The organism is Vibrio artabrorum (assembly GCF_024347295.1).
Taxonomy (GTDB): Bacteria; Pseudomonadota; Gammaproteobacteria; order Enterobacterales; family Vibrionaceae; genus Vibrio; species Vibrio artabrorum.
The window spans coordinates 663,542-688,465 of the sequence record NZ_AP025459.1; the positions used below are offsets into that span (position 1 = coordinate 663,542).

At 43.9% G+C, this 24,924-nt stretch carries 19 protein-coding genes; 13 read left to right on the plus strand and 6 right to left on the minus strand.

Translation table 11 applies throughout. The annotated features are described in order from the left end of the window. Nucleotides 1-8: 8 nt before the first annotated feature. Together OCU36_RS17070 and OCU36_RS17075 are read left to right on the plus strand one after the other, a co-directional pair. The gene (locus OCU36_RS17070; RefSeq protein WP_261840717.1) at nucleotides 9-3,161 is read left to right on the plus strand and encodes an efflux RND transporter permease subunit; all 3,153 of its coding nucleotides are present in this window, start codon (nucleotides 9-11) and stop codon (nucleotides 3,159-3,161) included. A 300-nt stretch (nucleotides 3,162-3,461) separates the two neighbouring features. Beyond that, nucleotides 3,462-4,148, plus strand: coding sequence for a MaoC family dehydratase (locus tag OCU36_RS17075; RefSeq protein WP_261840718.1), 687 nt, complete (start codon nucleotides 3,462-3,464; stop codon nucleotides 4,146-4,148). 92 nt (nucleotides 4,149-4,240) lie between these two features. Here the strand turns inward: OCU36_RS17075 and OCU36_RS17080 are convergent, their stop codons facing one another. Continuing rightward, nucleotides 4,241-5,056, minus strand: coding sequence for a phosphate ABC transporter substrate-binding protein (locus OCU36_RS17080; RefSeq protein ID WP_261840719.1), 816 nt, complete (start codon nucleotides 5,054-5,056; stop codon nucleotides 4,241-4,243). 244 nt (nucleotides 5,057-5,300) lie between these two features. On the opposite strand from OCU36_RS17080, the gene OCU36_RS17085 reads away from it, so the two are divergent. Further along, entirely contained in the window at nucleotides 5,301-5,663 is a 363-nt protein-coding gene (locus tag OCU36_RS17085) for a DUF3024 domain-containing protein (RefSeq protein ID WP_261840720.1), read from the plus strand. Between the two features lie 99 nt (nucleotides 5,664-5,762). Here OCU36_RS17085 and OCU36_RS17090 read toward each other — a convergent pair whose 3' ends face one another. Together OCU36_RS17090 and rnb are read right to left on the minus strand one after the other, a co-directional pair. Continuing rightward, nucleotides 5,763-6,587 (minus strand): helix-turn-helix domain-containing protein, encoded by an 825-nt coding sequence (locus OCU36_RS17090; RefSeq protein WP_261839747.1) that lies wholly within the window; start codon nucleotides 6,585-6,587, stop codon nucleotides 5,763-5,765. A 122-nt stretch (nucleotides 6,588-6,709) separates the two neighbouring features. Then, nucleotides 6,710-8,716, minus strand: coding sequence for an exoribonuclease II (gene rnb, locus OCU36_RS17095; protein ID WP_261839748.1), 2,007 nt, complete (start codon nucleotides 8,714-8,716; stop codon nucleotides 6,710-6,712). Nucleotides 8,717-9,094: 378 nt separating this feature from the next. Between rnb and OCU36_RS17100 the strand changes: the two genes are divergently transcribed. Both OCU36_RS17100 and OCU36_RS17105 read left to right on the plus strand, forming a co-directional pair. Next, a complete protein-coding gene (locus OCU36_RS17100; RefSeq protein WP_261839749.1) occupies nucleotides 9,095-11,080 on the plus strand; it encodes a DEAD/DEAH box helicase in 1,986 nt (661 codons plus the stop codon). Nucleotides 11,081-11,482: 402 nt separating this feature from the next. Beyond that, the gene (locus tag OCU36_RS17105) at nucleotides 11,483-12,676 is read left to right on the plus strand and encodes an acetate/propionate family kinase (RefSeq protein WP_261839750.1); all 1,194 of its coding nucleotides are present in this window, start codon (nucleotides 11,483-11,485) and stop codon (nucleotides 12,674-12,676) included. 437 nt (nucleotides 12,677-13,113) lie between these two features. Here the strand turns inward: OCU36_RS17105 and OCU36_RS17110 are convergent, their stop codons facing one another. Beyond that, nucleotides 13,114-14,436, minus strand: a complete 1,323-nt coding sequence (locus OCU36_RS17110; protein ID WP_261840737.1) for an MATE family efflux transporter — start codon at nucleotides 14,434-14,436, stop codon at nucleotides 13,114-13,116. Between the two features lie 553 nt (nucleotides 14,437-14,989). Between OCU36_RS17110 and OCU36_RS17115 the strand changes: the two genes are divergently transcribed. After that, the gene (locus OCU36_RS17115; RefSeq protein ID WP_261839751.1) at nucleotides 14,990-15,376 is read left to right on the plus strand and encodes a hypothetical protein; all 387 of its coding nucleotides are present in this window, start codon (nucleotides 14,990-14,992) and stop codon (nucleotides 15,374-15,376) included. A gap of 159 nt (nucleotides 15,377-15,535) precedes the next feature. Here OCU36_RS17115 and OCU36_RS17120 read toward each other — a convergent pair whose 3' ends face one another. Beyond that, entirely contained in the window at nucleotides 15,536-16,459 is a 924-nt protein-coding gene (locus OCU36_RS17120; protein ID WP_261839752.1) for a LysR family transcriptional regulator, read from the minus strand. Between the two features lie 235 nt (nucleotides 16,460-16,694). Here OCU36_RS17120 and OCU36_RS17125 point away from each other — a divergent pair, with 235 nt between their 5' ends. The 4 genes from OCU36_RS17125 to OCU36_RS17140 all read left to right on the plus strand — a co-directional run bounded on the left by OCU36_RS17125 (nucleotide 16,695) and on the right by OCU36_RS17140 (nucleotide 20,733). Continuing rightward, on the plus strand, nucleotides 16,695-17,462 hold the full coding sequence (locus tag OCU36_RS17125) for a glycine betaine ABC transporter substrate-binding protein (RefSeq protein ID WP_261840738.1): 768 nt from the start codon (nucleotides 16,695-16,697) through the stop codon (nucleotides 17,460-17,462). Nucleotides 17,463-17,617: 155 nt separating this feature from the next. After that, nucleotides 17,618-18,643, plus strand: a complete 1,026-nt coding sequence (locus OCU36_RS17130) for a zinc-binding alcohol dehydrogenase family protein (RefSeq protein ID WP_261839753.1) — start codon at nucleotides 17,618-17,620, stop codon at nucleotides 18,641-18,643. A 350-nt stretch (nucleotides 18,644-18,993) separates the two neighbouring features. Then, the gene (locus OCU36_RS17135) at nucleotides 18,994-19,887 is read left to right on the plus strand and encodes a DMT family transporter (protein ID WP_261839754.1); all 894 of its coding nucleotides are present in this window, start codon (nucleotides 18,994-18,996) and stop codon (nucleotides 19,885-19,887) included. 423 nt (nucleotides 19,888-20,310) lie between these two features. After that, nucleotides 20,311-20,733 carry a VOC family protein gene (locus OCU36_RS17140; protein WP_261839755.1) on the plus strand — a complete coding sequence of 141 codons (423 nt, stop codon included), beginning with the start codon at nucleotides 20,311-20,313 and terminating at the stop codon, nucleotides 20,731-20,733. A 142-nt stretch (nucleotides 20,734-20,875) separates the two neighbouring features. Here OCU36_RS17140 and OCU36_RS17145 read toward each other — a convergent pair whose 3' ends face one another. After that, nucleotides 20,876-21,832 (minus strand): LysR family transcriptional regulator, encoded by a 957-nt coding sequence (locus OCU36_RS17145; protein ID WP_261839756.1) that lies wholly within the window; start codon nucleotides 21,830-21,832, stop codon nucleotides 20,876-20,878. Nucleotides 21,833-21,932: 100 nt separating this feature from the next. Between OCU36_RS17145 and OCU36_RS17150 the strand changes: the two genes are divergently transcribed. From OCU36_RS17150 to OCU36_RS17160, 3 genes are all read left to right on the plus strand, one after another. Next, nucleotides 21,933-23,285, plus strand: a complete 1,353-nt coding sequence (locus tag OCU36_RS17150) for an MATE family efflux transporter (protein WP_261839757.1) — start codon at nucleotides 21,933-21,935, stop codon at nucleotides 23,283-23,285. A gap of 120 nt (nucleotides 23,286-23,405) precedes the next feature. Next, nucleotides 23,406-23,651 (plus strand): hypothetical protein, encoded by a 246-nt coding sequence (locus OCU36_RS17155; protein WP_261839758.1) that lies wholly within the window; start codon nucleotides 23,406-23,408, stop codon nucleotides 23,649-23,651. A 267-nt stretch (nucleotides 23,652-23,918) separates the two neighbouring features. Next, nucleotides 23,919-24,923 carry a response regulator gene (locus OCU36_RS17160; RefSeq protein WP_261839759.1) on the plus strand — a complete coding sequence of 335 codons (1,005 nt, stop codon included), beginning with the start codon at nucleotides 23,919-23,921 and terminating at the stop codon, nucleotides 24,921-24,923. Nucleotide 24,924 lies beyond the last annotated feature (1 nt).

Consider the following 24,924-nt stretch of genomic DNA (forward strand, 5'->3'; position numbering starts at 1 on the left):
AACTATTTATGTTAAGTCGTTTCTTTATTCAAAGGCCTAAGTTTGCCCTTGTTATTTCCATCATATTAACGCTGGCAGGCGCGATTTCTCTCGCTATTTTGCCAGTCGCTGAATATCCAAAAATAAGTCCGCCTTCTGTCAGTGTTTCTGCATTCTACACGGGGGCAAGTGCGGAAGTGGTAGAACAGGCGATAGCCGACCCCATAGAGACTTCGGTTAACGGCGTTGAAGATATGATTTATATGTCTTCTAAAAGTGCAAACGATGGTTCATACAACCTTAATGTCACCTTTGATGTTGGGACGGATCCAGATATGGCTCAGGTCAACGTCCAGAACCGCGTTGCTCAAATTGAATCGAAGCTTCCACAAGAAGTAAGAATGGTGGGTGTAACGGTTAAGAAGCGTTCTCCGGACCTGTTGATGGTATTGAACTTCTATTCGCCAAACGGAGAGTATGACGATCAATTCCTGATCAACTATGTAAACTTGAACATTAAAGACCAATTAGCACGTGTGTCGGGGATCAGTGAAGTAAACGTGTTGGGTGGCGGTGAGTACTCGATGCGTGTTTGGTTAGACCCGGAGAAAATGGCAACGCTTAACTTAACCACATCAGATGTGTACGGAGCATTGGCAGAGCAGAATGTTCAAGTCGCGGCAGGTCGTATTGGTGCTGCGCCATACGCTAATCCACAAGAGGTACAGTTCAACTTAGTCACCAAAGGTCGACTCGAAACGGCTGAGGAGTTTGAAAATGTTGTCCTTCGCGCTAATCAAGATGGTTCAACGGTTTACTTAAAAGACGTTGCACGCGTCGAGCTCGGTAAAAAGTTCTACGACGGCAATGGTAAATACCGTGGTCAAGATGCTTCAATCGTAACACTGTCACTTCAATCAGACGCGAACGCGCTGGAAAGTGGTAAAGCGGTCATGGCAATGCTCGACAATTTGAGCAAAAACTTCCCTGAAGGCGTCGCTTATGAGGCCAGTTATGACACCACATTATTTGTAGCAGAGTCGATCAAAGGCGTCGTCAAAACATTAATTGAAGCCATTTTATTGGTTATCGCGGTGACATACCTGTTTTTGGGCAGTGCTCGTGCAACCTTGATTCCTGTAGTGGCGATACCGGTCTCTTTGATTGGTACTTTCGCGGTAATGCAAATGACAGGGTTTACGATCAACACCGTAACCCTGTTTGGTTTGATATTGGCGATTGGTATCGTAGTTGATGATGCGATCTTGGTTATTGAGAACGTCGATACCACGATGGCCAAAGACCCAACCATTTCACCGCGTAAAGCCACCCTTATTGCGATGAAAGAAGTGACCGGCCCGATCGTTACTTCAACCTTGGTTCTGTTAGCGGTATTCATCCCAGTGGCAATGCTGCCAGGTATCACGGGAATCATGTATCGTCAGTTCGCTCTGACTATCTGTATCGCGGTGGTTATCTCGTCGATTAACGCATTAACACTTTCCCCAGCATTGTGTTCACTGGTTCTCAAGCAAGGTGGTGGAAATACGGCGCGTTGGTATCAAGCGTTTAACCGTGGTCTTGAATCAGTCACCAATAAATACGGTCAAATTGCAGGTTTCCTCGTGAAAAAGGGAGCTTTGCTGTTTACCTTCTTTGTGGTGGCACTGGCGGCTGTTACTTACTTCACCAAGACAACGTCAACGGCATTCGTTCCTCAAGAAGATAAAGGGATTTTGCTGGTGAATGTTCAATTGCCCGATGCGGCGTCTTTGTCCCGTACAGAAGAGGTCACTGAGCAATTGCTTGAAATGGTTGAGCAAGAGCCTGGGGTTGATGGCGTAACACTGGTTAATGGTTATGCATTCATGACGGGCGCTTCCGCGTCGAATGGTGCGTCGCTTTTCATTAAACTTCACGATTGGGATATGCGTAATGCGTTAAAGGGAGAGCATTCAGCTCAAGCGATCTCGCAGCGTATTAATGGTCGAGCAGCAACGGAACTGCCTCAAGCTATCGTCTTTGCTATGGGACCACCTGCGGTGCCAGGTATGGGCGCGGCTTCTGGTTTCGAATTTGTTCTTGAAGACACATTAGGTCGTAGCCGTACTGATTTAGCGATGGTTATGAATGACGTGATTGCTGAGGCCACGAAACAGCCAGAGATTTCACACACATTCAGTACCTTCCGTGCCAATGTACCGCATTACTATGTCGACATTGACCGTGAGAAAGCGCAACAACTTGGTATTCCGTTGTCGGAAATCTTCCAAACACTGCAAGGGAACCTAGGTTCACTCTACGTGAATGATTTCACCATGTTTGGTAAGAATTTCCGCGTAACCATGCAAGCTGACAGTGAACACCGTAGTAGCATGGATGACCTACAACGATTCCACGTTCGTTCGTCTAATGGTGAGATGATCCCATTAAGTACCTTAGTTACGTACGACCAGATCTTCGAACCGGATGTAGCATGGCGCTACAACATGTACCGAAGTGCCGTGATCCAAGGGCAACCCGCTCCGGGTTACTCAAGTGGTGATGCGATTGCGGCTATGGAACGGGTGGCGGCAGATGTATTGCCTCAGGGTTATCAGTACGAATGGACAGGTATGGCATATCAAGAAGTTCTTGCTGGCAACCAAGCCATTTTCGCTTTTGCATTGGCATTGATCTTCATCTATCTGTTTATGGTCGCTCAGTACGAAAGCTGGACCATACCCATTGCCATTATCTTAGTGGTACCCGTTGCGACTCTCGGTTCCTTTTTAGCCTTGAACCTGACAGGGACACCGTTGAACCTCTATGCACAAATCGGTTTAGTGCTCTTGATAGCCTTAGCCGCAAAGAACGCCATCTTGATTGTGGAGTTCGCGAAAGTTGAACGTGAAGAAAAAGACACATCAATCGAAGATGCCGCTGTGAAGGGGGGAACACTGCGTTTCCGCGCTGTGAACATGACGTCTTGGTCGTTTATCTTAGGTATCTTCCCGCTTATTTTTGCTGCGGGTGCGGGTCACGTGAGTCAGAACTCGTTGGGTATTTCACTGATCGGTGGTCTGTTATGTGTATTACTGGCGGGTACGTTCTTAATTCCCGGTTTCTATGCTTTCGTGCAACGCCAGCGTGAAAAGGCACACGGTGGTAACACGAAGTTGATTCCTCTCGATGATGAGTAAAGCGCATCAATGCTAAGTAAACTGACCGTTTATAATAAAGGCTTGGTATTGTTCTAAGCCTTTTATATTTCAATAGGGAATCAATAAAACAATACATATAACCAAATGTTTATTTTTTGATGGAGCTAAAAGTCTAATTTTAGGTTTGTAATAAAATGATGTTTTATTGCTAACGTTTTGTTTTTAAAAGAGGTATTGGGGTTCAGCTAACGTGTGTATGCTCGAAAAGGTTTGCACAATAATGTGAAGTGTTTCAAAATTAACGTGTTACATTGAAATTTATTACGCATTGAGGTTCTTATGAGAGTCATTGATTTATTTAAACATCGAGGCGAAGGCGTGTCTTCGCAACACTCAGAGTTTATGCAATGGATGTCTCCAGCTCTTAAAGATTACTGGGGCGATTTTCTAAATCGTACTCAAAATAGCCACTTTTTCGCGTGGGTTCGTGATCACCATATACCTGCGGTAAATGAAGATGCTCCTGATATGCCAATTGAACAACCGATCCTTCTAAAGCCGGAAGCACAACGTGTGTTTGATGAGCTTAATGAACAAATTGGTGAAGTGATTCATACTGGTGATTGGATCAATGTAAGTCAAGAACGTATTAATCAGTTCGGCTTAGTGACTGAAGATATGCAGTGGATTCATACTGAACCTTCGAAGGCAGAGACCGACTCTCCGTTCAAAACAACCATCGCCCATGGTTTTTTGACCTTATCTCTGCTTCCTCGATTGACTGACAGTGTCGATCCGGATAAATCTCAATTCCCGACCGCTAAGATGGTTGTGAATATTGGTCTTAACCAAGTACGTTTCCCATATCCGGTGAAATCAGGCAGTAACGTCCGTGCTAAGAGTACACTGATAAAAGTTACGCCAATTAAAAAAGGCTTAGAGATCGAGCGTGAAATCCGCGTCGAAATCGAAGGGGTTCGTCGCCCTGGGGCTGTGATTGTTTCGGTCATTCAACTGCACTTCTAATCGACCTATACTCGATACCTAAAAAGAGAGAGCCTAATGCTCTCTCTTTTTATTTGTGTTCTATCCGACCGCGAGCGTTGACCGCTTATCGCTTACTTTATAGGAGTGTAGCCATACTCTTCGATAAGTTCTTGTGCCGGCTTTGACTTGACGAACTTGATGAAATCTTGAGTCTCGCGAGAAACAGTATCGATTTTGTATAGCAATAGGAATGGGCGAGCTAAATCATAGCTGTGGTTGGCAATGTTCTTTGATGTAGGCTCGATGCCTTCAAAGGTGAGGGCTTTGATTGAACGATCGATAGAACCAACAGAGATAAAACCAATCGCATGTGGATTGTGGTTTACAATTGTTTTGACCATGCTGTTGCTGTTCACCACCAAGTTATTTGGGTTGATATCAGACACCAGACGATCGTTAATGATCTTCGTTAAGCCAAGCAAGCTTTCGAAGCTATAACGGGATCCTGAAGACGCTTCACGAGTGACCACTGCGATAGGTTGATCGGCACCACCAATGTCTTTCCAGTTTGCGATCTTGCCTTTGTAGATATCGAACAGTTGTTCGCGGGTAACGTTATTGACACCGTTTGAACGGTTAATAATGACGGCTAGACCATCAAAGGCGATTGGAAATACCTTCAATTTTTCGTTCTGTTCACGGTCGGTTAAGTAGCGTGAACTCATACCGATATCAGACACACCTTTATCCACCATAGTAATACCGGCTGTAGAACCTATGCCTTGGACTGCAACATAATTGTCAGGGTGAGTCTTATTGTACTCTTCTGCTAATACATCCATCACTCGTGCTACAGAGGTCGACCCCGAAATGCTGGTTTGTTGTGCAAAAGCAGTTTGGGAAAAGAGGGTTAAGGATAAAAGAGAGATAAGTGCGACTCGTAACATAGATAATTCCAAATTGATGACATTTGTCGAATATCATAGGTCGGTTACATGACATTTTTGTGAAATTCTAAAAGCACGATGTGGTTGGTGTTTTAAAGTAATGCACCTTTGGAATAGGCGGGGATGTTTCTGGGAGCAAGGCCGGTATTTTGTTGGCGCGAGTTAGCTAAAATGTGGGTTGAGTCCTAAGCTAGTTAAACGCACTCACGACTGAGAGAGATGCTAAGAAGTTACAAGGGGTGTTATGTCTGTTACTCATATTGAACTGAATCGTCTTTTAAGCGGGGCTGAAAGGCTCTGTACTTGCCGTAATCGCAGTTTACCGGTTGAGCTAGGCAAATCCTTGTTTGAAGTGTACAAGGGCGGTGTACTGTTTTCTCAGGCGCATTATCTACTCGACTCTTCACACAGTCATTATACCAATGAGATTGCCTATGTAACCTTTGATGAGTCGTTATCTTGTTGGTTAGTGATGGTGCCCGTTGGTGAACAGGCGGAATGTGACTCAGTAAATTGGGGACCTTATCCTTACCTACCTCAATCGAAGGATCTTGACGCTATTCTGACTGAGATAGAAAAAGATCCTAAATCGTACTTCTGGTCATGATCCGGTCACTTTAACTTATACTGGTGGTTTTAAGCCAAAGTGAATTCCTTTTCAGAAGTTTCAAACGAATATATCGCGAGCAAGCTATATTTTTTATATTTACGACTTGATACGTTTCCGTCGATTTTTTTCGATTAATGCACGAAAGTCTTTCGGTGTCTGACCGTGATACGCTTTAAAGGCGGTACTGAAGTGTGCGGCACTTTTAAAACCGGACTCATAAGCGATTTGAGTAATCGATTTGTTTGATGCTCTGAGTAGAGTTGCAGCGTGCGCAATGCGCTTAATTTTCAATAGGTTTGAAAATGATAGGTCTTCAGCGGACAAACGACGTTTAAGCGTAGCGGGAGACATCCTCATATAACGGGCTAACGTATCCAATGAGATACTGTTTTCGATGTTATGATCGATGTAATGGATGACTTTCTGTGTCACCGTTAGATTTGAAGCTTGAGCTATCGTCAACAATAAAGCCGGGTATTGCTCGACCATAAGGGATAGCAGGCCTAGGCTTAATTGAGTGAGAGCATAGTTATTTTGAGTTGATGAATTCGCCAAAGATAGGATAAGTTCTTTTAACTGATGTATCTCAATGTCAGTTTTGTTGAATTTAATGTGTTCATCAGGCTGTTGATTTAATTCAAAATCACCAAACTGATTCATAAAGGTTTGGAAAATAGACAAATCAAAATCTAAATAGGTGGCACTAAACTCACCATACTCAGTGTTAATGGTGATGTCTTTGAGCTGACTTGAATTGTAAAGAGTAAAGTCACCCGCTTGCAGTGAAGCTTCTGAACCATCGGGTAAATTAAAAGAAATACGGCCTTTAGATACGATGAAGATACCGTTTTTAGAGGCTGGATAGCGTTCTCGTTTTCTTGGGATGAAGTTTCTGATATGAGTAACTGTGATCAATGACATAGCGTGCTTCTTTAACGTTGTAAATTGAATGCTTAGAGCTTATTTTCCAGTATTATTTAAGAATGAGACCTCGAAAAAAGGCGCTAATCATTAGCGCCTTTAGAGTTGAACCTTGTGAGCTTTTAAGCTTCGGTTCCGTTTGTCGTTTCAGGCTCGCTAGGCAAGTCCGCAAATACTTGAGTAGGTTTTGCGACTAAATTACGGTTTTCTTGATTAACTTCTGAGAGCACAACTTCTAAAGCGTCCCCCAATTTGTATACCATTTCCTTATCGATAGAAACAGTACCCATTTCACCGTTGCACTCTATTCTTTCTTTATTATCAACAATGAGAGAGCCTGGGATAAAGGCAGCCGCACCATTTTCAAGTAAACGTACACGCATACCTGCACGGTTAATATCGAAAATCTCAGCTTGGAAACGAGTTTCTTCTGCTGGAGCATTGGCGAGAGTGCGAGCATACAACCAATCGCCAACATTACGTTCAGCCATGCCGTGGTGACGGCGGTGCAGGGCAAGTTCATCACCAATGGTTTCATCTGGTGTTTGAATGGGTGCTTTACCTAGGATGTGTGCTTTTAGCATACGGTGGTTAATCATATCGCCGTATTTACGAATTGGAGAAGTCCAAGTTGCGTAAATATCTAACCCCATCGCGTAGTGTGGTGCGGGCTCATTGCTGATCTCGCTGTACGCTTGGAACTTACGAATACGGTTGTCGTAGTAGCTGTTGTCTAAAGAACCTAACCAACGACGTAGAGTCGCAAAACCTTCTAGAGAAACGATTTGTTCTTCAGTGAACGGCGTTTCCGCTTGTGGATTTACCAGCTCAAGAACATCAGAGACTTTCTCAGCCTTGAAACCAGAGTGGCAGTTAAACACACCTTGGTTGAAGCTCTCTTTTAGTACTCGGCCCGCACAGATGTTCGCGCTGATCATGGCTTCTTCAACCAGCTTGTTTGCGCTACGACGCATGTCAGCGTGGATAGCGACAACATCGTTATCTTCGCTAAGTTGAAAACGGTAGTCAGGGCGATCTGGGAACACAACAGCGTTTGCTGAGCGCCATGCTGAGCGTGCTTGAGCGAACTGGTGAAGATCAGAAACAATGGCAGCAATCTCTTCTGATGGTTGCCATTTCTCTGACGCCCCTGTTTCTAGCCAGTCTGATACGTTGTCATAAGCAAGACGAGCATGAGATTTGATGTTTGCAGCGAAGAAGTGAATGTCATCACCGATAACGCCGTCTTTAGATACCGTTACTGTGCAGCAAAGTGCAGGGCGAACTTCGTTCTCGATCAGTGAACATAGATTGTCAGCAAGGTCGCGAGGTAACATTGGGATGTTACGACCTGGAAGATAAATTGTGAAACCACGCTCGCGCGCCACTTTATCCATCGAATCATCTGGAGAGATGTAAGCTGTTGGATCCGCAATCGCGATAGTCAGCTCAAAGTCACCGTTCTCTTTCTTCTTCGCGTAAAGCGCATCATCCATATCTTTTGTGCTTTCGCCATCGATAGTCACGAAAGGGATGTTTGTCATGTCTACACGTTCAAGATCGGCGTCGTCGTTGATTCGCCAGTTGTCGATGCCTTCAGGTTCGCTGTTTGGTAGGTCGTTTTGTGCCAGCGTTACCCACCAAGGGGCAATTTTGTCGTCAGCATCTGTGATTTTCTCAGAGATCTGAGCTAAGAAGCCATTGTCACCTTTTAATGGGTGCTGAACGATATGAGCAACGACCCAGTCACCTTCTTTAAGCGTTTCTGGGTTTAGGCCCTTCTTTGCTTTCGCTTTAAGTTGCAGCTTTTTCAATTGCGGATGATCAGGGACAACGTTCAGTCGACCTTTGAAAAGTTTAACTCGGGCGATGAAGCGAGTAAGACCTTGTTCAACCAATTCCTCTGGTTCGGCCACTTCACGATCTTTCTCCGTACGAATGATGGCAATGACCTTGTCACCATGTACACATTTCTTCATGTACGGAGGCGGGATAAAGAAGCTTGTTTTGCTATCAACTTCGAGAAAACCAAAGCCTTTTTCAGTGGCTTTGATAGTGCCTTCCTTTTTAGGGAGGGTTTCTTGGATTTGCTGCTTGAGCTGAGCGAGTAGAGGATTATCTTGAAACATCTTACTTTTATCTAACGAGAACAATTGAGCACACTATAATCATTGCGAGGGCCGATTACTACTTAAAGCCGAAGTGGACTTAAATTAATTACCCACTTATTTGATTGAAATGATCAACGGTGAAGAGATATTCATCAAGTTTTGACCAAATGATGGTCAGATTTGATATAAAACCGGAAAATATGTGATGTATTTCAATTTTTTCTGGCTTTTTTTATGCATTTAGGGAATAATCCGCCTCCCTTAGACGTCCCTAATGGCTTGAAGTGTTTTATTACTGCTTCGTAACTCTGAATGGAATCAGTATCTGATTGGATCAGTATTGGAATTGGTAGAGCTCCCGGGACCTTTTGTTTTTTTATATATAGTGGGATCCCAATGTCCGAATCTGTAATTCAATTCAATGAATTAGCCCTAAACGATAACATTCTTTCAGCTCTTGATAGTATGGGTTTCGTTTCTCCGACTCCAATCCAAGCAGCAGCAATTCCTCTTCTACTTGAAGGCCGTGACGCACTAGGTAAAGCACAGACTGGTACTGGTAAAACAGCCGCATTCTCTCTGCCTTTACTTAACAAAATCAACCTGAACCAACACAAACCACAAGCAATCATCATGGCTCCTACTCGTGAGCTAGCGATTCAAGTTGCTGCGGAAATCAAAAACTTAGGTCGTGACATTAACGGTCTTAAAGTTCTTGAAATCTACGGTGGTGCTTCAATTGTTGACCAAATGCGTGCTCTAAGCCGCGGCGCTCACATTGTTGTAGGTACTCCAGGTCGTGTTAAAGACTTACTGACTCGTGACCGTCTACACCTAGATGAAGCACATACATTTGTTCTTGATGAAGCAGATGAAATGCTAAAAATGGGCTTTGTAGATGATGTTACTTGGATTCTTGAGCAAGCGCCAGAATCTGCACAGCGTGTACTTTTCTCTGCAACTATGCCTCCAATGGTTAAGACTATTGTTGACCGTTACCTACGTAACCCGGCTCGAGTTGACGTTGCTGGTACTAACCACACAGTGGACAAAGTCGCGCAGAATTACTGGGTTGTTAAAGGCGTAGAGAAAGACGAAGCAATGTCTCGTCTTCTTGAAACTGAAGAAACTGACGCGTCTATCGTATTCGTACGTACTCGTCAAGACACTGAGCGTCTCGCTGATTGGCTATCTGCACGTGGCTTCAAAGCTGCTGCATTGCACGGTGATATTCCTCAGTCTCTACGTGAGCGCACTGTTGATCACATCAAACAAGGTGTTATCGATATCCTAGTTGCAACTGACGTTGTAGCTCGTGGCCTCGATGTTCCACGTATCACTCACGTATTTAACTACGATATCCCATTTGATGTTGAATCTTACATCCACCGTATTGGTCGTACTGGCCGTGCTGGACGTAAAGGTAAAGCGATCCTACTCGTTCGCACTAACCAAATTCGCATGCTTCGCACAATCGAGCGCGTAACTAAGTCATCGATGGAAGAAATCCAACTTCCTCTACGTGACCAAGTTGCTGCTGCACGCGTTGCTAAGCTTGGTGCTGAACTTGAAACTGAGAAAGAGAGCAAAGCACTAGAAAACTTTGCAGGTCTTATCTCTACTCTTCAAGAGTCTCTAGACGTTGATGCTGCTACTCTAGCTGCAATGCTTCTTAAGCGTCAGCAAGGTAAGAGCCCACTATTCTACGTTGGCGAAGACCCAATGATTGCGGCTATTGAGCGTGATAAGAACCGTCGCAAAGAGCGTCGTGAAGATCGTGACAACGGCCGTGACGGTGGTGGTCGTAACTTCAATACTCAAGATTGGGATACGTACCAACTACAAGTTGGCCGTGAGCAAGGCGTTCAGGTTAAAGACATCGTTGGTGCACTAGCAAACGAACTTGGCCTAACTAAAGGTTCTATCGGTGCTATCAAGCTAGACCAAGGTTCGACTTACGTTCAACTGCCAAAAGCAATGAACTCTGAAACGGCTGGTAAGCTAAGCAAACTTCGCATTCGTCAAAAAGAAGCTGGCGCTGTAGTGGTTGATTTCAACGACTTCCGTGAGCCTCGTCGTGGCGGCGGCGGTCGTGATGGCAACCGTGGCGGCGCTCGTGGCGGTCGTGATGGCGGCGGCTACCGTGGTAACCGTGAAGGTGGCAACCGCGAAGGTGGTAATGGCGGTCGTGGTGGCTACCGTGGCAACCGTGACGGTGCTCGCGATGGTAACGCTGCTGGCGGACGTGATGGTGAACGTCGCTTTGACCGTAACCGTGGTGGTGATCACCGTGGTAACTTCCGTGGCGAACGTGGCCATGGCAACGCAGCAGCTGGTAATGGCGGCAACCGCGGTCGTCGTCCAGAGCGCAGCGAAGGTTAATCAACCTTTAGCTTGAACAAAGTATTTAGAAGCCGAGCATAATGCTCGGTTTTTTTATACCCAGAACACTACTCTTTTTTGGTGTGTTACCGAATTATTGGGCATACGTAGTCAAACAGGCATCTTTATGCTGTTGTTCATTGCTCATAACTTTAGGGTTATTTGAAGCATTTAAATTGACTGAAAGAGTGAGCGCAGTCGTTTGCTTTATCAATTTATTGTATTATTACTCAACTTTTTTTTAATTTATATCTCGAAATAAATAAAATGATGACGAAGATCAACTTAATAGTGTTCATTTGGCGACTTTTACAAAACAAAAGTTGAAACATTCAAAAATTATTGAATAATGGGTTTAACTAAAATTTCATCCAATTCGTAAAGAAACAGGAACCATATCCAATGTCTAATTCGTTTGTTCTGGTTATTAACTCGGGTAGTTCATCCCTAAAATTTGCTGTAATCGATTCTGTTTCTGGTGAGGCAGTATTAAGTGGTCTAGGGGAATGTTTTGGCCTTGAAGATGCTCGTATGAGCTGGAAATATCAAGGTGAAAAAACTGAAATTGCCATTCAAGGTGAAGATAGCCATCACAAAGTTGCTATTGGCAAATTGGTTGGCCTAATGGAAGCTCTTGGCTTCACGGCTGATATTGTGGCTATCGGTCATCGTATTGTTCACGGCGGCGAGAAATTCACTCAAACCGTTCGCATTACTGAAGAAGTAACCAACGAGATTGAAAGCCTATCTGATCTTGCTCCACTTCATAACCCAGCAGGTGCTATTGGTATCCGTGCTGCGATTGAAGCTTTCCCTTCTCTGCCTCAGTTCGCTGTATTTGATACGGCTTTCCACCAAACAATGCCACAGCGTGCATTTACTGGTGCAATCGCTAAAGAACTCTATACAGACTTCGGTGTTCGTCGTTACGGCTTCCACGGTACGAGCCACTACTTCGTAAGCCGTGAAGCTGCGAAAATGCTAAACAAACCGGTTGAAAAGTCTAGTTTCATTTCTGTTCACCTAGGTAACGGCGCATCGGTATGTGCTATCAAAGATGGTAACAGTGTCGATACTTCTATGGGCTTCACACCACTTTCTGGCCTAATGATGGGTACACGTTGTGGTGACCTAGACCCAGGTATTATCGAATACCTTCTTAAGAAAGGTTGGTCACAAGAGCAAGTTTTCAACTCTCTAAACAAGGAGTCTGGCTTCCTAGGTGTGTCTGGTCTTACGAGCGATGCTCGTGGCATTCTAGAAGCGATGGAAGAGGGCCACGAAGGCGCTAAGCTCGCTTTCGAAGTGTTCACATACCGCGTAGCTAAATACGTTGCTTCTTACCTTGCAACGCTAGATTCTTTAGACGGCATTATCTTTACTGGTGGTATCGGCGAGAACTCTTTACCAATTCGTCGTGAAATTCTAAACAGCCTTAAGATCCTTGGTTTTGTTGAAGATGTCGCTGGTAACGAGGCGGCTCGCTTTGGTGCTGAAGGCATCATCGCTAAGTCAGAAATGTTAGGCGCTGTTGCAATGGTTGTCCCAACCAACGAAGAATTCGTGATTGCTCAACAGTCGGTAGAACTTCTGTAATAGATTCTAAGAAAATCAGATAATGAAAAGCGAGCCCAAGTGGCTCGTTTTTTTGTTTTATATGTTGGTTAAATCATCACGAACGATACTTTCTTCGTCTCGTAGATCTTTGAGTCAACGAGGCTAGAGTGGGCTTTTTCACTTCTCATAAATGACAATGAACTTAGCTTCTAAGGTCGTGCTCTTCTGATGGCTCCCCCATACCGGAGATAATGCATCATTTACTAAATTAGAAAAAGCTTCTGTCCAAAGGTGTGTCATAAAACTCGAAATGCCCCTTTCCATGCCCGTGATGCTCAATATCATGAATCACTTACAGGTGGTTTGACCTACTTTTTCTTATCTGTGTATTGTCTAGATAACCGGGGTCTTACCAAGTTGGAAACAGTGTTGTCGAAGCAGTAACGAGCAGAGAACGTTAACGCTTACTAACGCAATCAGTCATACATGAGCTCTTTGGCTTTTTTACTATCAAACTCTCGCAAGAACTTACGCGCTTGATAACGCATTGGCACTATTTTCAAGGCCTGCTCAAACACAACTACCGCATAGACCCAGAAGATTGATGCATTTAGAACGAGCACAACAAAGGCACACAGCGGTAAGGCAATAAGCCAACGAGTAATAAAGTTGATATTGAAGACAGCTGTTGTCTTACCCAACGCTCGAAGTACCTGACCATGCACTGTTGTATAGCCTTGTATTAAAGGCATCAAGATGTACAAAGGGGCGATCACCGCTAGTGCTTGATAAGTGATTGGTGAATGACCTGGGTAGATTTTGTCTATTACCAAGCTCAGGATAAAAGAGGCAAAGGCAATAATCCCAGATACCGCAATAGTGACCTTAATGCTCAAACGCACATCAGAGTCCAAAGTCTCTAGATTGTTTGAACCGATAGCCTGAGAAATCGTAATTGCCGAAGATACCGCCCACGCCAAAACAAACTGCGACAACGCAGAAAGCCAAGGCGTTATCATAACGATAGCCGCATACGCTTCTGTGGGCAACTGCGTATACAAGAGGTTATAGGCAGCAAGACCCATCGCCAACACCATCATGTTGGCCGCAATCGGGAAGGTTTCTTTAAAGTGCAGCCTAACATTACGTGTAACACCGTCGCTAGCCTGCTTAAACGGAAGTTTAGAGGCCTTTTGGTATCGCAAGCACACCAATAAAAATAGCATTCTCAGCCCTAGTGCAATCACAGAACCTAAGGCTGCGCCCGAGATCCCAATACCCGCAAAATCCCCTAATCCGTAGATCAGATAATAAGAAACCACAGCATTGACTGGCATGGTGAGCAAATAGCTGAGTAACGGCAGTTTGGTTTTACCCATAGCATTGAACAGGGCAATGGACACCTGAGAGATGCCGGTCAGTAGTAAGGCATATTTGATCGTAGACAGATACGCATCGATGTCCGTGTACAAATGAGTATTGTGACTGATCAGCTTGATCAGCGGCCATTTGAATACCGTTACTAAGGCAAAGAACAACACGGCAACCGACAGGTTGATGATCATGCCAGAGAGGAAGGATTTTGATAACAAGCTCTCTTTACCAGAGCCAAAGGCGCGAGATAATACGTTCTGCGAACCATTCGCTAATGCATTTTGAACCCCTAGCATCAATGCAACGATCGTACTCGCAATCCCCATTGCCGCCAGAGAGCCTTCTCCCAATGGCGAAATAAGCAGAGTATCAATCATCAGCATTCCCTGCATTAACAAGGCATTGATCGCAATCGGCCAAGCCATCTTGATGTTTTTCATAATGTAGGTGCTGTTCTTAAACACGGAATGCCTTTTTATAGGTTGCAGGGTGCGGGAGTAATAGGTTCTGTCGTAAATCTAGTTCGAGGTGTGGTAGACCAACATTACAGATACAATTATACAGTGAGTGCCTATAATCGTTCAAAGGTAGTTTGCCCTTCAATACATATCAGCTTTTGTTCAACATCGTCCACACTTATTGTCACCTAACGTTATCAGTAATTGTGCCGCAGATTCATATCCAACCGCTTTTTGTTCGATTAATTCAGGAGCAAGGGGACTTAAAAGTGCCAGAGTTAGAGGTGATACCTTTAGAACAAATTGGTGAGAAGTTGTTAGAAATGAGCCAACAACGAACACTTGGTAAAATTGTTGCTAGTGTCATTGAATAAAGACACCTCAAAGTAGAGGGGGGGAGTGAAGCGGGTCACTATTGCTCGTTTTTTTGTGTATGTTTGCCTGCGATGTTGATTGAGATAGTATTTTGCTACAAAACGCGCATAATCTTGCTATACAACATTTAAAGAAGAAATGACCTATGACTAGCTTTCAATATTACTTTCACCAACTGCCTTGTTTCGACTGTAAAAAAACGACAGTCAGTACGGATCTTGGTTGGTTAACACCTGCGATGAAAGACGAGGCTATCGCACAAATCACGGCAGTGCTTGCTGAAGGTGAGGTTACCCCTGATCTTTCTGCAAACATAGTCTGTACGAAAGAGGAAGCTCGTGAGTATTTACTGCTGAACTTCTTTGGCTATTCAGAAGAAGAGTTAGCAAGCGAAATTGAAGCCGATGATGAGAAAGAAGTCGCGGATGAAATTGCAGAGCTACTCGAAGAAGGTAAAGAGACTATCGTCTTCGAACATGAAATTGCGCTTCAGTGCTGTGCAGATTGTGATGTTGAAGTCGAGTCAAACTAAGTATTCATGTTAAATAGACCGGTTCATTAACACAGTGTGATGTCCCATCTCTTTAAAGCGTTAGCGGATTAATCTTCGCTAACGCTTTTTTGTTTTTGGATTCTAAATTCCAGCATTTAAGAAAAATGAGTGTATTAAAAGGAACATCAGCCTAAGTTTTTAGTTATCTATTATGCCTTGAGCACTCAGTTGATAAAGGATCTCTGCGGTTTTCTCTCGGAACAGATCTCTCAATAAACGAACAGTAGGCGTGATGGATTGACGACTTGGACACACTAACCACAGCTCGGTAGGTGTTGGCTCAAATTCAGGCATAACTTTAACTACTTCACCAGAAAGCAGATGACGTGACATGTCTAAACAAGATTTTATTGCTACTCCTTTACCTGCGATACACCAGCGTCTGACAAGGTCAGCGTCGTTCGAAGCGCGATTTCCTTTTAGTTTCACTTTATGATCTTGAGTACCATCGTTAAACACCCACTCGTCTTGCAGCATGTCCTGGAGTTGATAAAGCAGACCATTGTGCAGTGCTAAGTCACTCGGGTGGTTTAGGGTACCGAATTCAGCCAGGTACTCAGGGGCAGCGCACAGTATTCTCGGCACATCACATATCTTGAAACCATACATGTTGGCCTCATTTGGCGAGCCGTAACGCAGCGCCATATCAACAGAGTCTCGATAAAAATCGATATTGCTATCACTGATACTGGTGCGGAGTGATGCGTTAGGGTAGTCAAGCAAGAATTCATCAAGCCAAGGTGTGATTAAGTTTCGTCCTAGATCCGATGAGAGTGCAATGCGGATTTCACCATCAACAATACCCAACTCCTCTCGTATATTGAGTTTGGCTTGGTCTAACACTTTTAATGCTTTTTCACATTCAGGTAGATAACGTTCGCCGGCTGGAGAGAGCCTTAGATGACGAGTGGTTCTTACAAACAGTTCAGAGCCTAACGCGGCCTCAACACGTTTTACTGCGGCGCTCGCAGTGGCTGATCGCATATCGAGGTTAGTGGCCGCTGCGGTGATACTGCGAAACTCCGCAACCTTTAAAATGACCTGTAAGTCTTCAAGAAGCATATTATCTACCTATGTTTGATCATGTTCTAAATCGTGTAGTGAAATACCGCTTAATCACAGAGCGCGTTACCTTATTTTACCCCTTTTAAGCCAACCTAGATCTATCATTATCAAAAATAATTTGAAAATAATTCAATTATTAGGCTGTTTTTCTTCCGTTTATTGCGATGTATTATCGGTTGCAAGATAACAAGGTGGACAAAAACGGGATAACAACGTGGCTAAGAAAATCACAATCGGTGTAACAGATTTGTCGTTCCACCGTACGACGGCATCATTGGTCACCAATATGTTGGAAGCGATGGGGTTCGAGGTTGAGCGCATTTTCTCGCCTCATCAGGATAACTTTGAAAAATTAAAATCAGGTCAAGTGGATATGCTTTCTTCTGCTTGGCTTCCATCAAGTCATGGTATTTACAAAGCTGACGTTGAGGAAGTTGAGCCGTTGGTAGAACTTGGACTTCATTATGAACCTTATGCGCTGTGGGGGGTACCTAACTATGTGCCCCAAGAAGCGATTTCTGAAGTGGCCGATCTTTTAAAACCTGAAGTTGTAGCGAAAATGAATGCTCAAATTCAGGGGATCAATCCCGGTGCAGGTATTACACGATTCTCTATCGAGATGATGAAAGAGTATGGACTGAGTGACGCCGGTTATGAATTTTTCACGGGTACTGAAGATGATTGTTTTCGTGCTTTTGAAGATGCAGTCGCCAAGCAAGAGTGGGTTGTAGTGCCACTTTGGAAACCTCAGTTTTTACACTATCGCTATGATATCAGGGAAATCAAGGATCCAAAGGGTTTGCTTGGCATCGTGGATAGAGCGGTCCTTCTTTTAAGAGAGGACAAGAAGAAATTGTTCACAGAAGAGCAACTCCAGACGCTGGACTCACTTCGATTCTCGAACGACATTATTGCTGAGCTAGACTACAAAGTTTGCCGTGAAGGTAAGCCACAAGATGAAGTGACGCGCAATTGGTTGATCGAGAAAGGCTTACTTTAACCGTGATGTCATGGGCTATATGACCCACTTTTGTGTCACCAGAACGCGACAGCATCATTCACAAATTATTAATTGCTAACGATTAAAATATTGGGGCGTGTATCTAGAGTGAGAAATCTCTGAGATTCACGTTTCGAATTTATGGAGAAAAAACCATGTCACTACCATCAAAAATGAAAGCTATCGGCTTTACTCAGTCATTTGCTATTACTGAACAAGAGAGTTTGTTTGAGTTTGAAACCCATCTACCAGAACTCAAAGAGCAGGATCTACTTGTTAAAGTAAGCGCGACTTCTATTAACCCGGCGGACGCAAAAATTCGTATTCGTAATGCCAAAGACAAAACGCTTGAACAGCCAAAAGTACTGGGTTACGACGCTGTGGGTGAAGTGGTCGGTAAGGGTAGCGATGTTGAAGGCTTTGAAGTGGGTGACCGTGTGTACTATGCGGGCGATGTAACACGTATGGGTGCAAATGCAGAATACCAAGCAGTCGACTATCGTATCACAGCTAAAGCGCCTAAGAGCCTTTCTGATGAAGCGGCGGCTGTTATGCCACTGGCAACACTTACGGCTTGGGAAGCGTTGTTTGACCGTCTCCGTATTCGCCCAGAAGAGAAAAAGTCGATATTAATTATCGGTGGTGCTGGTGGCGTGGGTTCAGTTGCCATTCAATTAGCAAAACAATTGACCAATCTTAAAGTGATTGCGACCGCTTCAAGACCCGAAACTGAACAATGGGTGAAAGATATGGGAGCTGACCATGTTGTCAATCACCGTCGTTTGGTTGAGTCTGTGCGAGAGCAAGGCATTCAGCATGTTGATTACATCTTCAATGTCGCGGATACCAAAGGGCATTGGGACGCGATGGTAGAGTTGATCGCACCACAAGGTATGATTAGCTCAATTGTTGAGTTCGACGACGGTATCAATTTATCTGCATTACAAGGTAAATCGGTAGGCTTTATTTGGGAACTGATGTTCACGCGTTCATTGTTTAATACTGAAGATATCCAGAAGCAGCAACATATTCTTTTCCAAGCCGCTAATTTGATCGATTCGGGTCGTATTCAATCGACACTGACTTCAACGTTGCATGGTTTTAGTGCTGAAACATTGAAAGAAGCGCATCAACGTATAGAAAGTAGTGCATCAATTGGTAAGACAGCCATCAAATATTGATGGTTATAAATATTAATAGCTATTAGATTGAATCGTTGACGATTTGAAGCAAATAAGCCCCTGAAATCAATCGTAAGTCGAAAGATATCAGGGGCTTTTGTTTGTATTCCGATTCAATAAGACGTGTCCCTGTATTGCGATCACTGATTTGAACTAGAGGCTTCCATGCTTAAAGGGTTGGGGGTGACAAGGCGTTAATCATAATTAATTCCCGAGATAGCTGAACCGTTGTTTGAAGTGAAATTGTTCGAAAACAATCGGTATCTGGCCACTTTGTTGTTACTTATTTTTTATTCTCATGTATGATGTGCGGCCATAATTGTATGACAAATGTATAGTTCTGTTCCCGCATGAATAAAGCCACTAACCACGCCATTTTTCTTTTGGTCTTCGCAAATCTACTTGCGTCTTTTTCCGATGTCTCATTAAAAGTATTGAATGGTGAAGTTCCGACATTCCAGTATGTGTTTATCCGTCAACTAATGAGCGTGATATTACTGCTCCCTTTTTGGTTGAAACTCCCCAAGGAAACACGCATGCAAGGTGGTTGTCGCATTAACTTTTTACGAGCCCAATTTATCTTAGTGGGAAGCGGTTGCGCGATGATTGCTATCACACATCTGACGTTAGCGACGGCCAATGCGATGTTCTATGTTGGGCCAATACTCATGCTTCCATTATCGATCGTGTTGTTGAAGGAAAGACCGACATCCTCAAAAGTGATAGCGACACTGATTGGTTTCGTGGGGGTATTAATTGTGTTACGTCCGGAGCAATTTCATTGGGCGGCCATCGCTGGCTTGGGCAGTGCACTCGCGATGGGCGTCGGAAATATTTTGATTAAACGACTAAACGCAGAGCAACATATTATCTCGACTCTGTTTTGGACAAGCATTATGACTTTACCACTTGCGTTGATATTTGCCCTTCCAACATGGTCAGTGATTGAATGGCGTCATGTTGGGTGGATCATGGCAATCAACCTGTTTGTTCTTGGGTACCATGCGCTTGTGGTCGTGGCATATAAAAAAGCACCGGCCAACCAAATTGCGCTCGCAGAGTATTCAGGATTGGTGTTTGTGACGTTATTTGGCGTGATGTGGTTTGACGAAATTCCAGATATTCTGACGTTGATTGGGATCAGTCTCATCGTTATTCCGATGATGCCAATCAAATGGCACAAGTGTTTTAGTTTGAGAGGGCGAGCGGCTCTTGATGCTGAGTTGAATCAGCCGAAGCCATAATGCTGGGCTTTTTAATCACAGCATAGTGTGACTAAACGATAAATACATAACCGAAAAGCGAGTCCAAGTGGCTCGTTTTTTTGTCTTTGAGTTTGACTAAAAATCCGTTTACCCACCTTAAATGACCTCGATATTCATTAGACTTTTTTCAACAAGGCTTATCGTTAAAGCATGATCAAGTTGGTTCTATTGATATTTAGTGTTGTTGGATCTTTGCTTAAAGGTTGCCTCTTAATAAGTGAGTTATCCAGGAAGTCACATTGGGGCTCGTCGTCTAAACTTAAGCTTGTATGCCGTTAAAGTAGACCCATTTGGGCGAGAAAAATGTTCTCCAAATCAATATAAATTATTGCTTTATTTCAACTTAATTTGAGAAAGTCGGATACGCAACATTGTTTACGAGAATACTTTAGGGAGAGAAGAATGATCCAACTTGAACATGTAAATTTAGTGGTAAAAGACATTCCTGAAATGTTGGTTTTCTATAAAGCGGCATTTCCTCATTGGTATGTCCGTGATGAGGGAAAAGGAGAGTGGTCAGGTAAGCCACGTCACTGGTTGCATTTTGGTGACGATTACCAGTATATCGCACTGAGTGATCATGGTGAGGGTGATAATAGAGATTTGGCCGGGCACTCTGTTGGCCTCGCGCATTTCGCTTATGTGACCAATAATATTGAAAACGTGACTAAGCGGCTTGTTGATGCAGGCTTCCCCATTGCCAAACCTGGCGTCGAAGAACCTTATCGAAAAAACGTCTACTTTGTGGATCCCGCTGGCTTTGAAATCGAGTTTGTTGAGTATCTGAGTGATGATCCCAAATTACGTAACACCACGAGTGAGTGACGTAATATGGCAAGTTAGCGGCAATAATTTCAAAGACGGGTATGCCATTGCTGCGGATGTATTGCGTACAAGCTCAGCTCGCATCAGTGTGAATCAAAAAGTGAAGAGAATCATGATTTATGTCTGGGCTTAAGGTTTACCGTTACTGTTGAGCGGTAATAACACCAAACCAATGGTTCTGTTGTGAGAGTGATTTCAGCAACTCAATCTCTTTTGCTGTCTCTTTCCTAAGCCATTCGATTAGGTCATTGATAATTGGTGTGTGGGTACGTTGGTGCATGAAATAGGTCCAAGCACTGTGTTGGATCTTTACGTACTTAGGGCAGTATAAGAAGCCACGTTGAAGGTCTTGTTGAACTAATAATAGATCCGTGACCGTCACTCCTTCACCCGACAAGCAAGCACTCAGTGCCATATCTAGAGACAAGAAGCTGGTATTTCGGACGGGGTTCTTTGGTGGAAATTCAACATCGGCCAACCACATTTTCCAGTCGTGGTGATCTAAGGTTGGATGGAGTCTTGGTAAGGTTAAGATCGAATCTAAATCTGTGTCCTTGGTGGTTAAGCTTGTCGAGCAAACTGGTGCCATAAACTCTTCGCGCAAGAAGGTGATATCAGGTGCTTTGTCATATCGTTTCTTGAAGCGCGTGTGGAAGATCAATAGATCATATTCACTACTATTGATGGATTCCTCTTCCTCAATCACAGGAACAATGACGATCTCATGATCTTGATAACGCTCGTTTAATTCCCTTACTTTAGAGATCAATACTCGCGTCGCGAAACTCAGAGTCGCTTTGATCACGATACGTTTCTGCTTGGGCTCACTCCAAGAGCCGATAATGGCTTCGATATTACCGTAGCTTTCTCGCAAAGCCACATACAAATCATGACCTTGTACCGTTAATTCAATCGCTCGATGCTTACGAACAACCAGCGATGCGTTTAACTCATCTTCAAGCTGCTTGATCTGTCGGCTGATCGCACTTTGTGTCACATGCAGCTCTTCGGCAGCCAGAGTAAAGCTCATCAGCCTTGCTGCAGCTTCAAAGGCTTTTAAGCCATTATGGGACGATGGCAAGCTAGGATATGGGGTCATAATTCGTTCGCATGAGTTTAAGGAATGTTAGGATCGCAAATTTATCAATTGAACGCTAGCCTCATCGATTGTATTTTGGGCGAAATTAACAGAGGCGCCCATGAAAAAAATACTCACTCTCGCATTCCCTTTGATCATTTCACAGCTGATTTCGATGGCGTTAGTCCTGACGGATGTTTGGATGATGTCGCGCATCAGTGTGTCAGCCCTTGCGGCCGGTGGGCTAGGTGCTTCTATCTACTTTTTTATTTTCATTATTGCGAGTAGCACGGTTGGCTGCGTCGCGAACTTGATCGCGATCGCTTATGGTCAACGCGTGGCTCGTCCAGAATTTGGTAATACTCAAATTCGATTGGCTGTGAAAGGTGCAACTATGTTGGCATTTGTGCTCAGTGTGATCTTAATGGCCAGCTTCTGGTTTGCTCCGTTGGTATTAGAAGCGGCAAAACAGCCGCCACAAGTGATCACTTTAGCCATGGAATATGTGCATGCCTTGAAATGGGTGATGCTGCCTTCACTTATTTTGTTGGTACTGCGTGGCTTAACCAGTGCGTTTGGTAATGTGCGTTCTATTCTAGTGATGTCTATTATCACCGTGATTTTGAATGTGCCAGTGAGCTATTTCTTAACGTTCCAATTAGACATGGGGTTAACCGGTTTAGGGTTAGGTACGGCTATCGCGGCATTTATCGTGATGGTTGGATACACAGTTTGGGTATTCAAGCGTGACGAATTCAAGCAGTTCGCCCCTTGGTTAAATAGAGAAGAGTATTCGATTAAACTCGTGAACCCTTTGTTATTGATGGGATTGCCTATTGGGTTGGCGGCTATACTTGAACATGGCTTGATATATGGTGGCACCTTGATGGCAGGAACGATCAGTATTGCCTCATTAGCCTTGCACCAAATCCTACTGCAATGCTTAAGCTTTACTTGGAACTTTAATTTTGGTTTCTCACAAGCCGCGGCGATTTTGGTCGGACGAGATTTTGGCGCAGGCAACTATCAAGGCATTAAAAAAACATCGATTCAAAGCTTCATATTAGTCACGGGGTTAAGCGTTGTATTGTCGGCTGTTTTCATTTTATGGCCAGAAATGATCGCCTCTCTCTTCAAACTGGATGATGGTACGGGCGCGATGACTTCACTGTTGGCGTCGGTTATTTGGGTTGTCGCGCTTTGCTTTGTCGTTGATGCTTGGCAGTTACTGGCTATTAACCTTCTGAGGGGAATGAAGATTGTGTCAATGCCAACAGTAATGACCGCAATCGGCTACTGGGTGTTTGGCCTACCTGCCGCGTGGTACTTGATGCCACCATTTCAATTGGCAGGGATTTGGGGCGGTATTGGCGTTGGTTTAGGGGTGACGGGTATGTTGTTACTCATCCAATTGATGTGCGTTATTCAAAAAAATAATCCGTCTTCAGCACTGAAGAGCCATGCATATCCATGATTGAACAAAGATGTGAAGCAAATGGGGGCAGAATGAATTAGACCTTGGTCTTACAGAAACCGAGTGCAAAGGTGACCAGAATGATGGGCGTTGCTCACCATTTTATCGAGGAAATAACGAATGGAAGTGGGATTGTTTTGGGTTGAAAAAGGAATGCTCGTACTGGGGGCATTGTTTGTTTTAACAAGCATGATGCAGTACGGAAGACGCAGCAGTGATTGGAAGGGGGTGATTACGATGTTTTACAAGCGCATCCCTATGAATATCGCAGAATACAAATGGTATCGTCTGGGTATCGCTTTATTGGTATTTGCCGTCATTGTGCGTTTTGCACTGCTGATCCTATGGCCAGCATATCAGCTATAACCTTTCATGTATTCAATACGTAAATGAAGGTACACATAACTCAATTGAGTCTTTACAAACTCGCTGACTAAGGCTTGTATAGGATTTGAGTGACAACTATTTTAGGGGAAGACCCTTTTAAATAAAGAATAATGTAAGGTATTGGCCGCTCACTTATATTATTCATGTCACCAACAATCTAAATATAAATCCATCCATTCCGTACCTGATGCCGTAATGATCTGTTACACTTCTGCGAATTAGCTTTAATTTGTCAGTGGTGCATTTATGTCGTTCCCAGTTCTTATATGTGATGATTCTGCGTTAGCAAGAAAGCAGATGGCTAGATCACTGCCTAGTTCTCTAAATGCAGATATAACTTTTGCTGTTCATGGGCTTAATGCACTTGAAGAGCTCGCTAATAATCAGTTTAAACTGATGTTCCTCGACCTTACGATGCCAGAATTAGATGGTTATGGCACATTGGAAGAGATGCAACGCTTGGGAGACACGACACCTGTTGTGGTTGTTTCTGGTGATATTCAGCCCAAAGCGCAACAGAAAGTTATGAGCCTTGGCGCCAAAGCGTTTTTGCAAAAGCCGATCGATAAAGAAGCGCTAAAAGCGATTTTACGTGAGCATGCCGAGCCGCCAAAACAACCTCAATTAGTTATCCCTTCCCCTTTAGAGCTTCCAATACTACGCAGACGCGATATCTATATGGAAGTGGCTAATGTCGCAATAGGCCGTGCCGCCGACGCTTTAGCACGCCACTTTGACGTGTTTGTACATTTGCCGTTACCGAATGTGAACATCTTTGAGGTGAGTGAGCTGCACATGGCACTTCGCGACCTGGCGAACAACGATCAAGTCTCCGGTGTTTGCCAAGGTTTTAGTGGCGAAGGGATAGCCGGTGAAGCGTTAGTCTTGTTGAGTGACTCCAGTGTGAGTGACCTGAAAAAGCTCATGAAGGTATCAACAGAAAGTGAGCAGCTTGAAGAACTCGAGCTGTTGATGGATGTATCGAATATCCTGGTTGGTTCATTCTTGAATGGGTTAGGGGAGCAATCAGAAGTCCGTTTTTTCCAGAGCTCTCCTGTGCTGTTAGGGCAACATCTCTCGATTGATTCAGTGATTGAAAATACCAGTGGTTCGTTTAAAAAGACGATGACTTTCGAAGTCAGCTATAACATTGATGGCACTTCAATCCGTTGTGATCTTCTGTTTATGTTTGTTGATGAATCTCTACCTCTTTTAGACAACAAATTGGCCTATTTAATGGAGGAGTTTTAAT

Excerpts from the sequence above, each read along its gene's own strand:
- OCU36_RS17135 (WP_261839754.1), top strand. The coding sequence starts at position 18,994 with ATGAATAAAGCCACTAACCACGCCATTTTTCTTTTGGTCTTCGCAAAT.
- OCU36_RS17085 (WP_261840720.1), top strand. The coding sequence starts at position 5,301 with ATGTCTGTTACTCATATTGAACTGAATCGTCTTTTAAGCGGGGCTGAA.
- OCU36_RS17110 (WP_261840737.1), bottom strand. The coding sequence starts at position 14,436 with ATGGCTTGGCCGATTGCGATCAATGCCTTGTTAATGCAGGGAATGCTG.
- OCU36_RS17115 (WP_261839751.1), top strand. The coding sequence starts at position 14,990 with ATGACTAGCTTTCAATATTACTTTCACCAACTGCCTTGTTTCGACTGT.
- rnb (WP_261839748.1), bottom strand. The coding sequence starts at position 8,716 with ATGTTTCAAGATAATCCTCTACTCGCTCAGCTCAAGCAGCAAATCCAA.
- OCU36_RS17090 (WP_261839747.1), bottom strand. The coding sequence starts at position 6,587 with ATGTCATTGATCACAGTTACTCATATCAGAAACTTCATCCCAAGAAAA.
- OCU36_RS17075 (WP_261840718.1), top strand. The coding sequence starts at position 3,462 with ATGAGAGTCATTGATTTATTTAAACATCGAGGCGAAGGCGTGTCTTCG.
- OCU36_RS17120 (WP_261839752.1), bottom strand. The coding sequence starts at position 16,459 with ATGCTTCTTGAAGACTTACAGGTCATTTTAAAGGTTGCGGAGTTTCGC.
- OCU36_RS17160 (WP_261839759.1), top strand. The coding sequence starts at position 23,919 with ATGTCGTTCCCAGTTCTTATATGTGATGATTCTGCGTTAGCAAGAAAG.
- OCU36_RS17155 (WP_261839758.1), top strand. The coding sequence starts at position 23,406 with ATGGAAGTGGGATTGTTTTGGGTTGAAAAAGGAATGCTCGTACTGGGG.
- OCU36_RS17150 (WP_261839757.1), top strand. The coding sequence starts at position 21,933 with ATGAAAAAAATACTCACTCTCGCATTCCCTTTGATCATTTCACAGCTG.
- OCU36_RS17105 (WP_261839750.1), top strand. The coding sequence starts at position 11,483 with ATGTCTAATTCGTTTGTTCTGGTTATTAACTCGGGTAGTTCATCCCTA.
- OCU36_RS17100 (WP_261839749.1), top strand. The coding sequence starts at position 9,095 with ATGTCCGAATCTGTAATTCAATTCAATGAATTAGCCCTAAACGATAAC.
- OCU36_RS17070 (WP_261840717.1), top strand. The coding sequence starts at position 9 with ATGTTAAGTCGTTTCTTTATTCAAAGGCCTAAGTTTGCCCTTGTTATT.
- OCU36_RS17080 (WP_261840719.1), bottom strand. The coding sequence starts at position 5,056 with ATGTTACGAGTCGCACTTATCTCTCTTTTATCCTTAACCCTCTTTTCC.
- OCU36_RS17130 (WP_261839753.1), top strand. The coding sequence starts at position 17,618 with ATGTCACTACCATCAAAAATGAAAGCTATCGGCTTTACTCAGTCATTT.
- OCU36_RS17145 (WP_261839756.1), bottom strand. The coding sequence starts at position 21,832 with ATGACCCCATATCCTAGCTTGCCATCGTCCCATAATGGCTTAAAAGCC.
- OCU36_RS17140 (WP_261839755.1), top strand. The coding sequence starts at position 20,311 with ATGATCCAACTTGAACATGTAAATTTAGTGGTAAAAGACATTCCTGAA.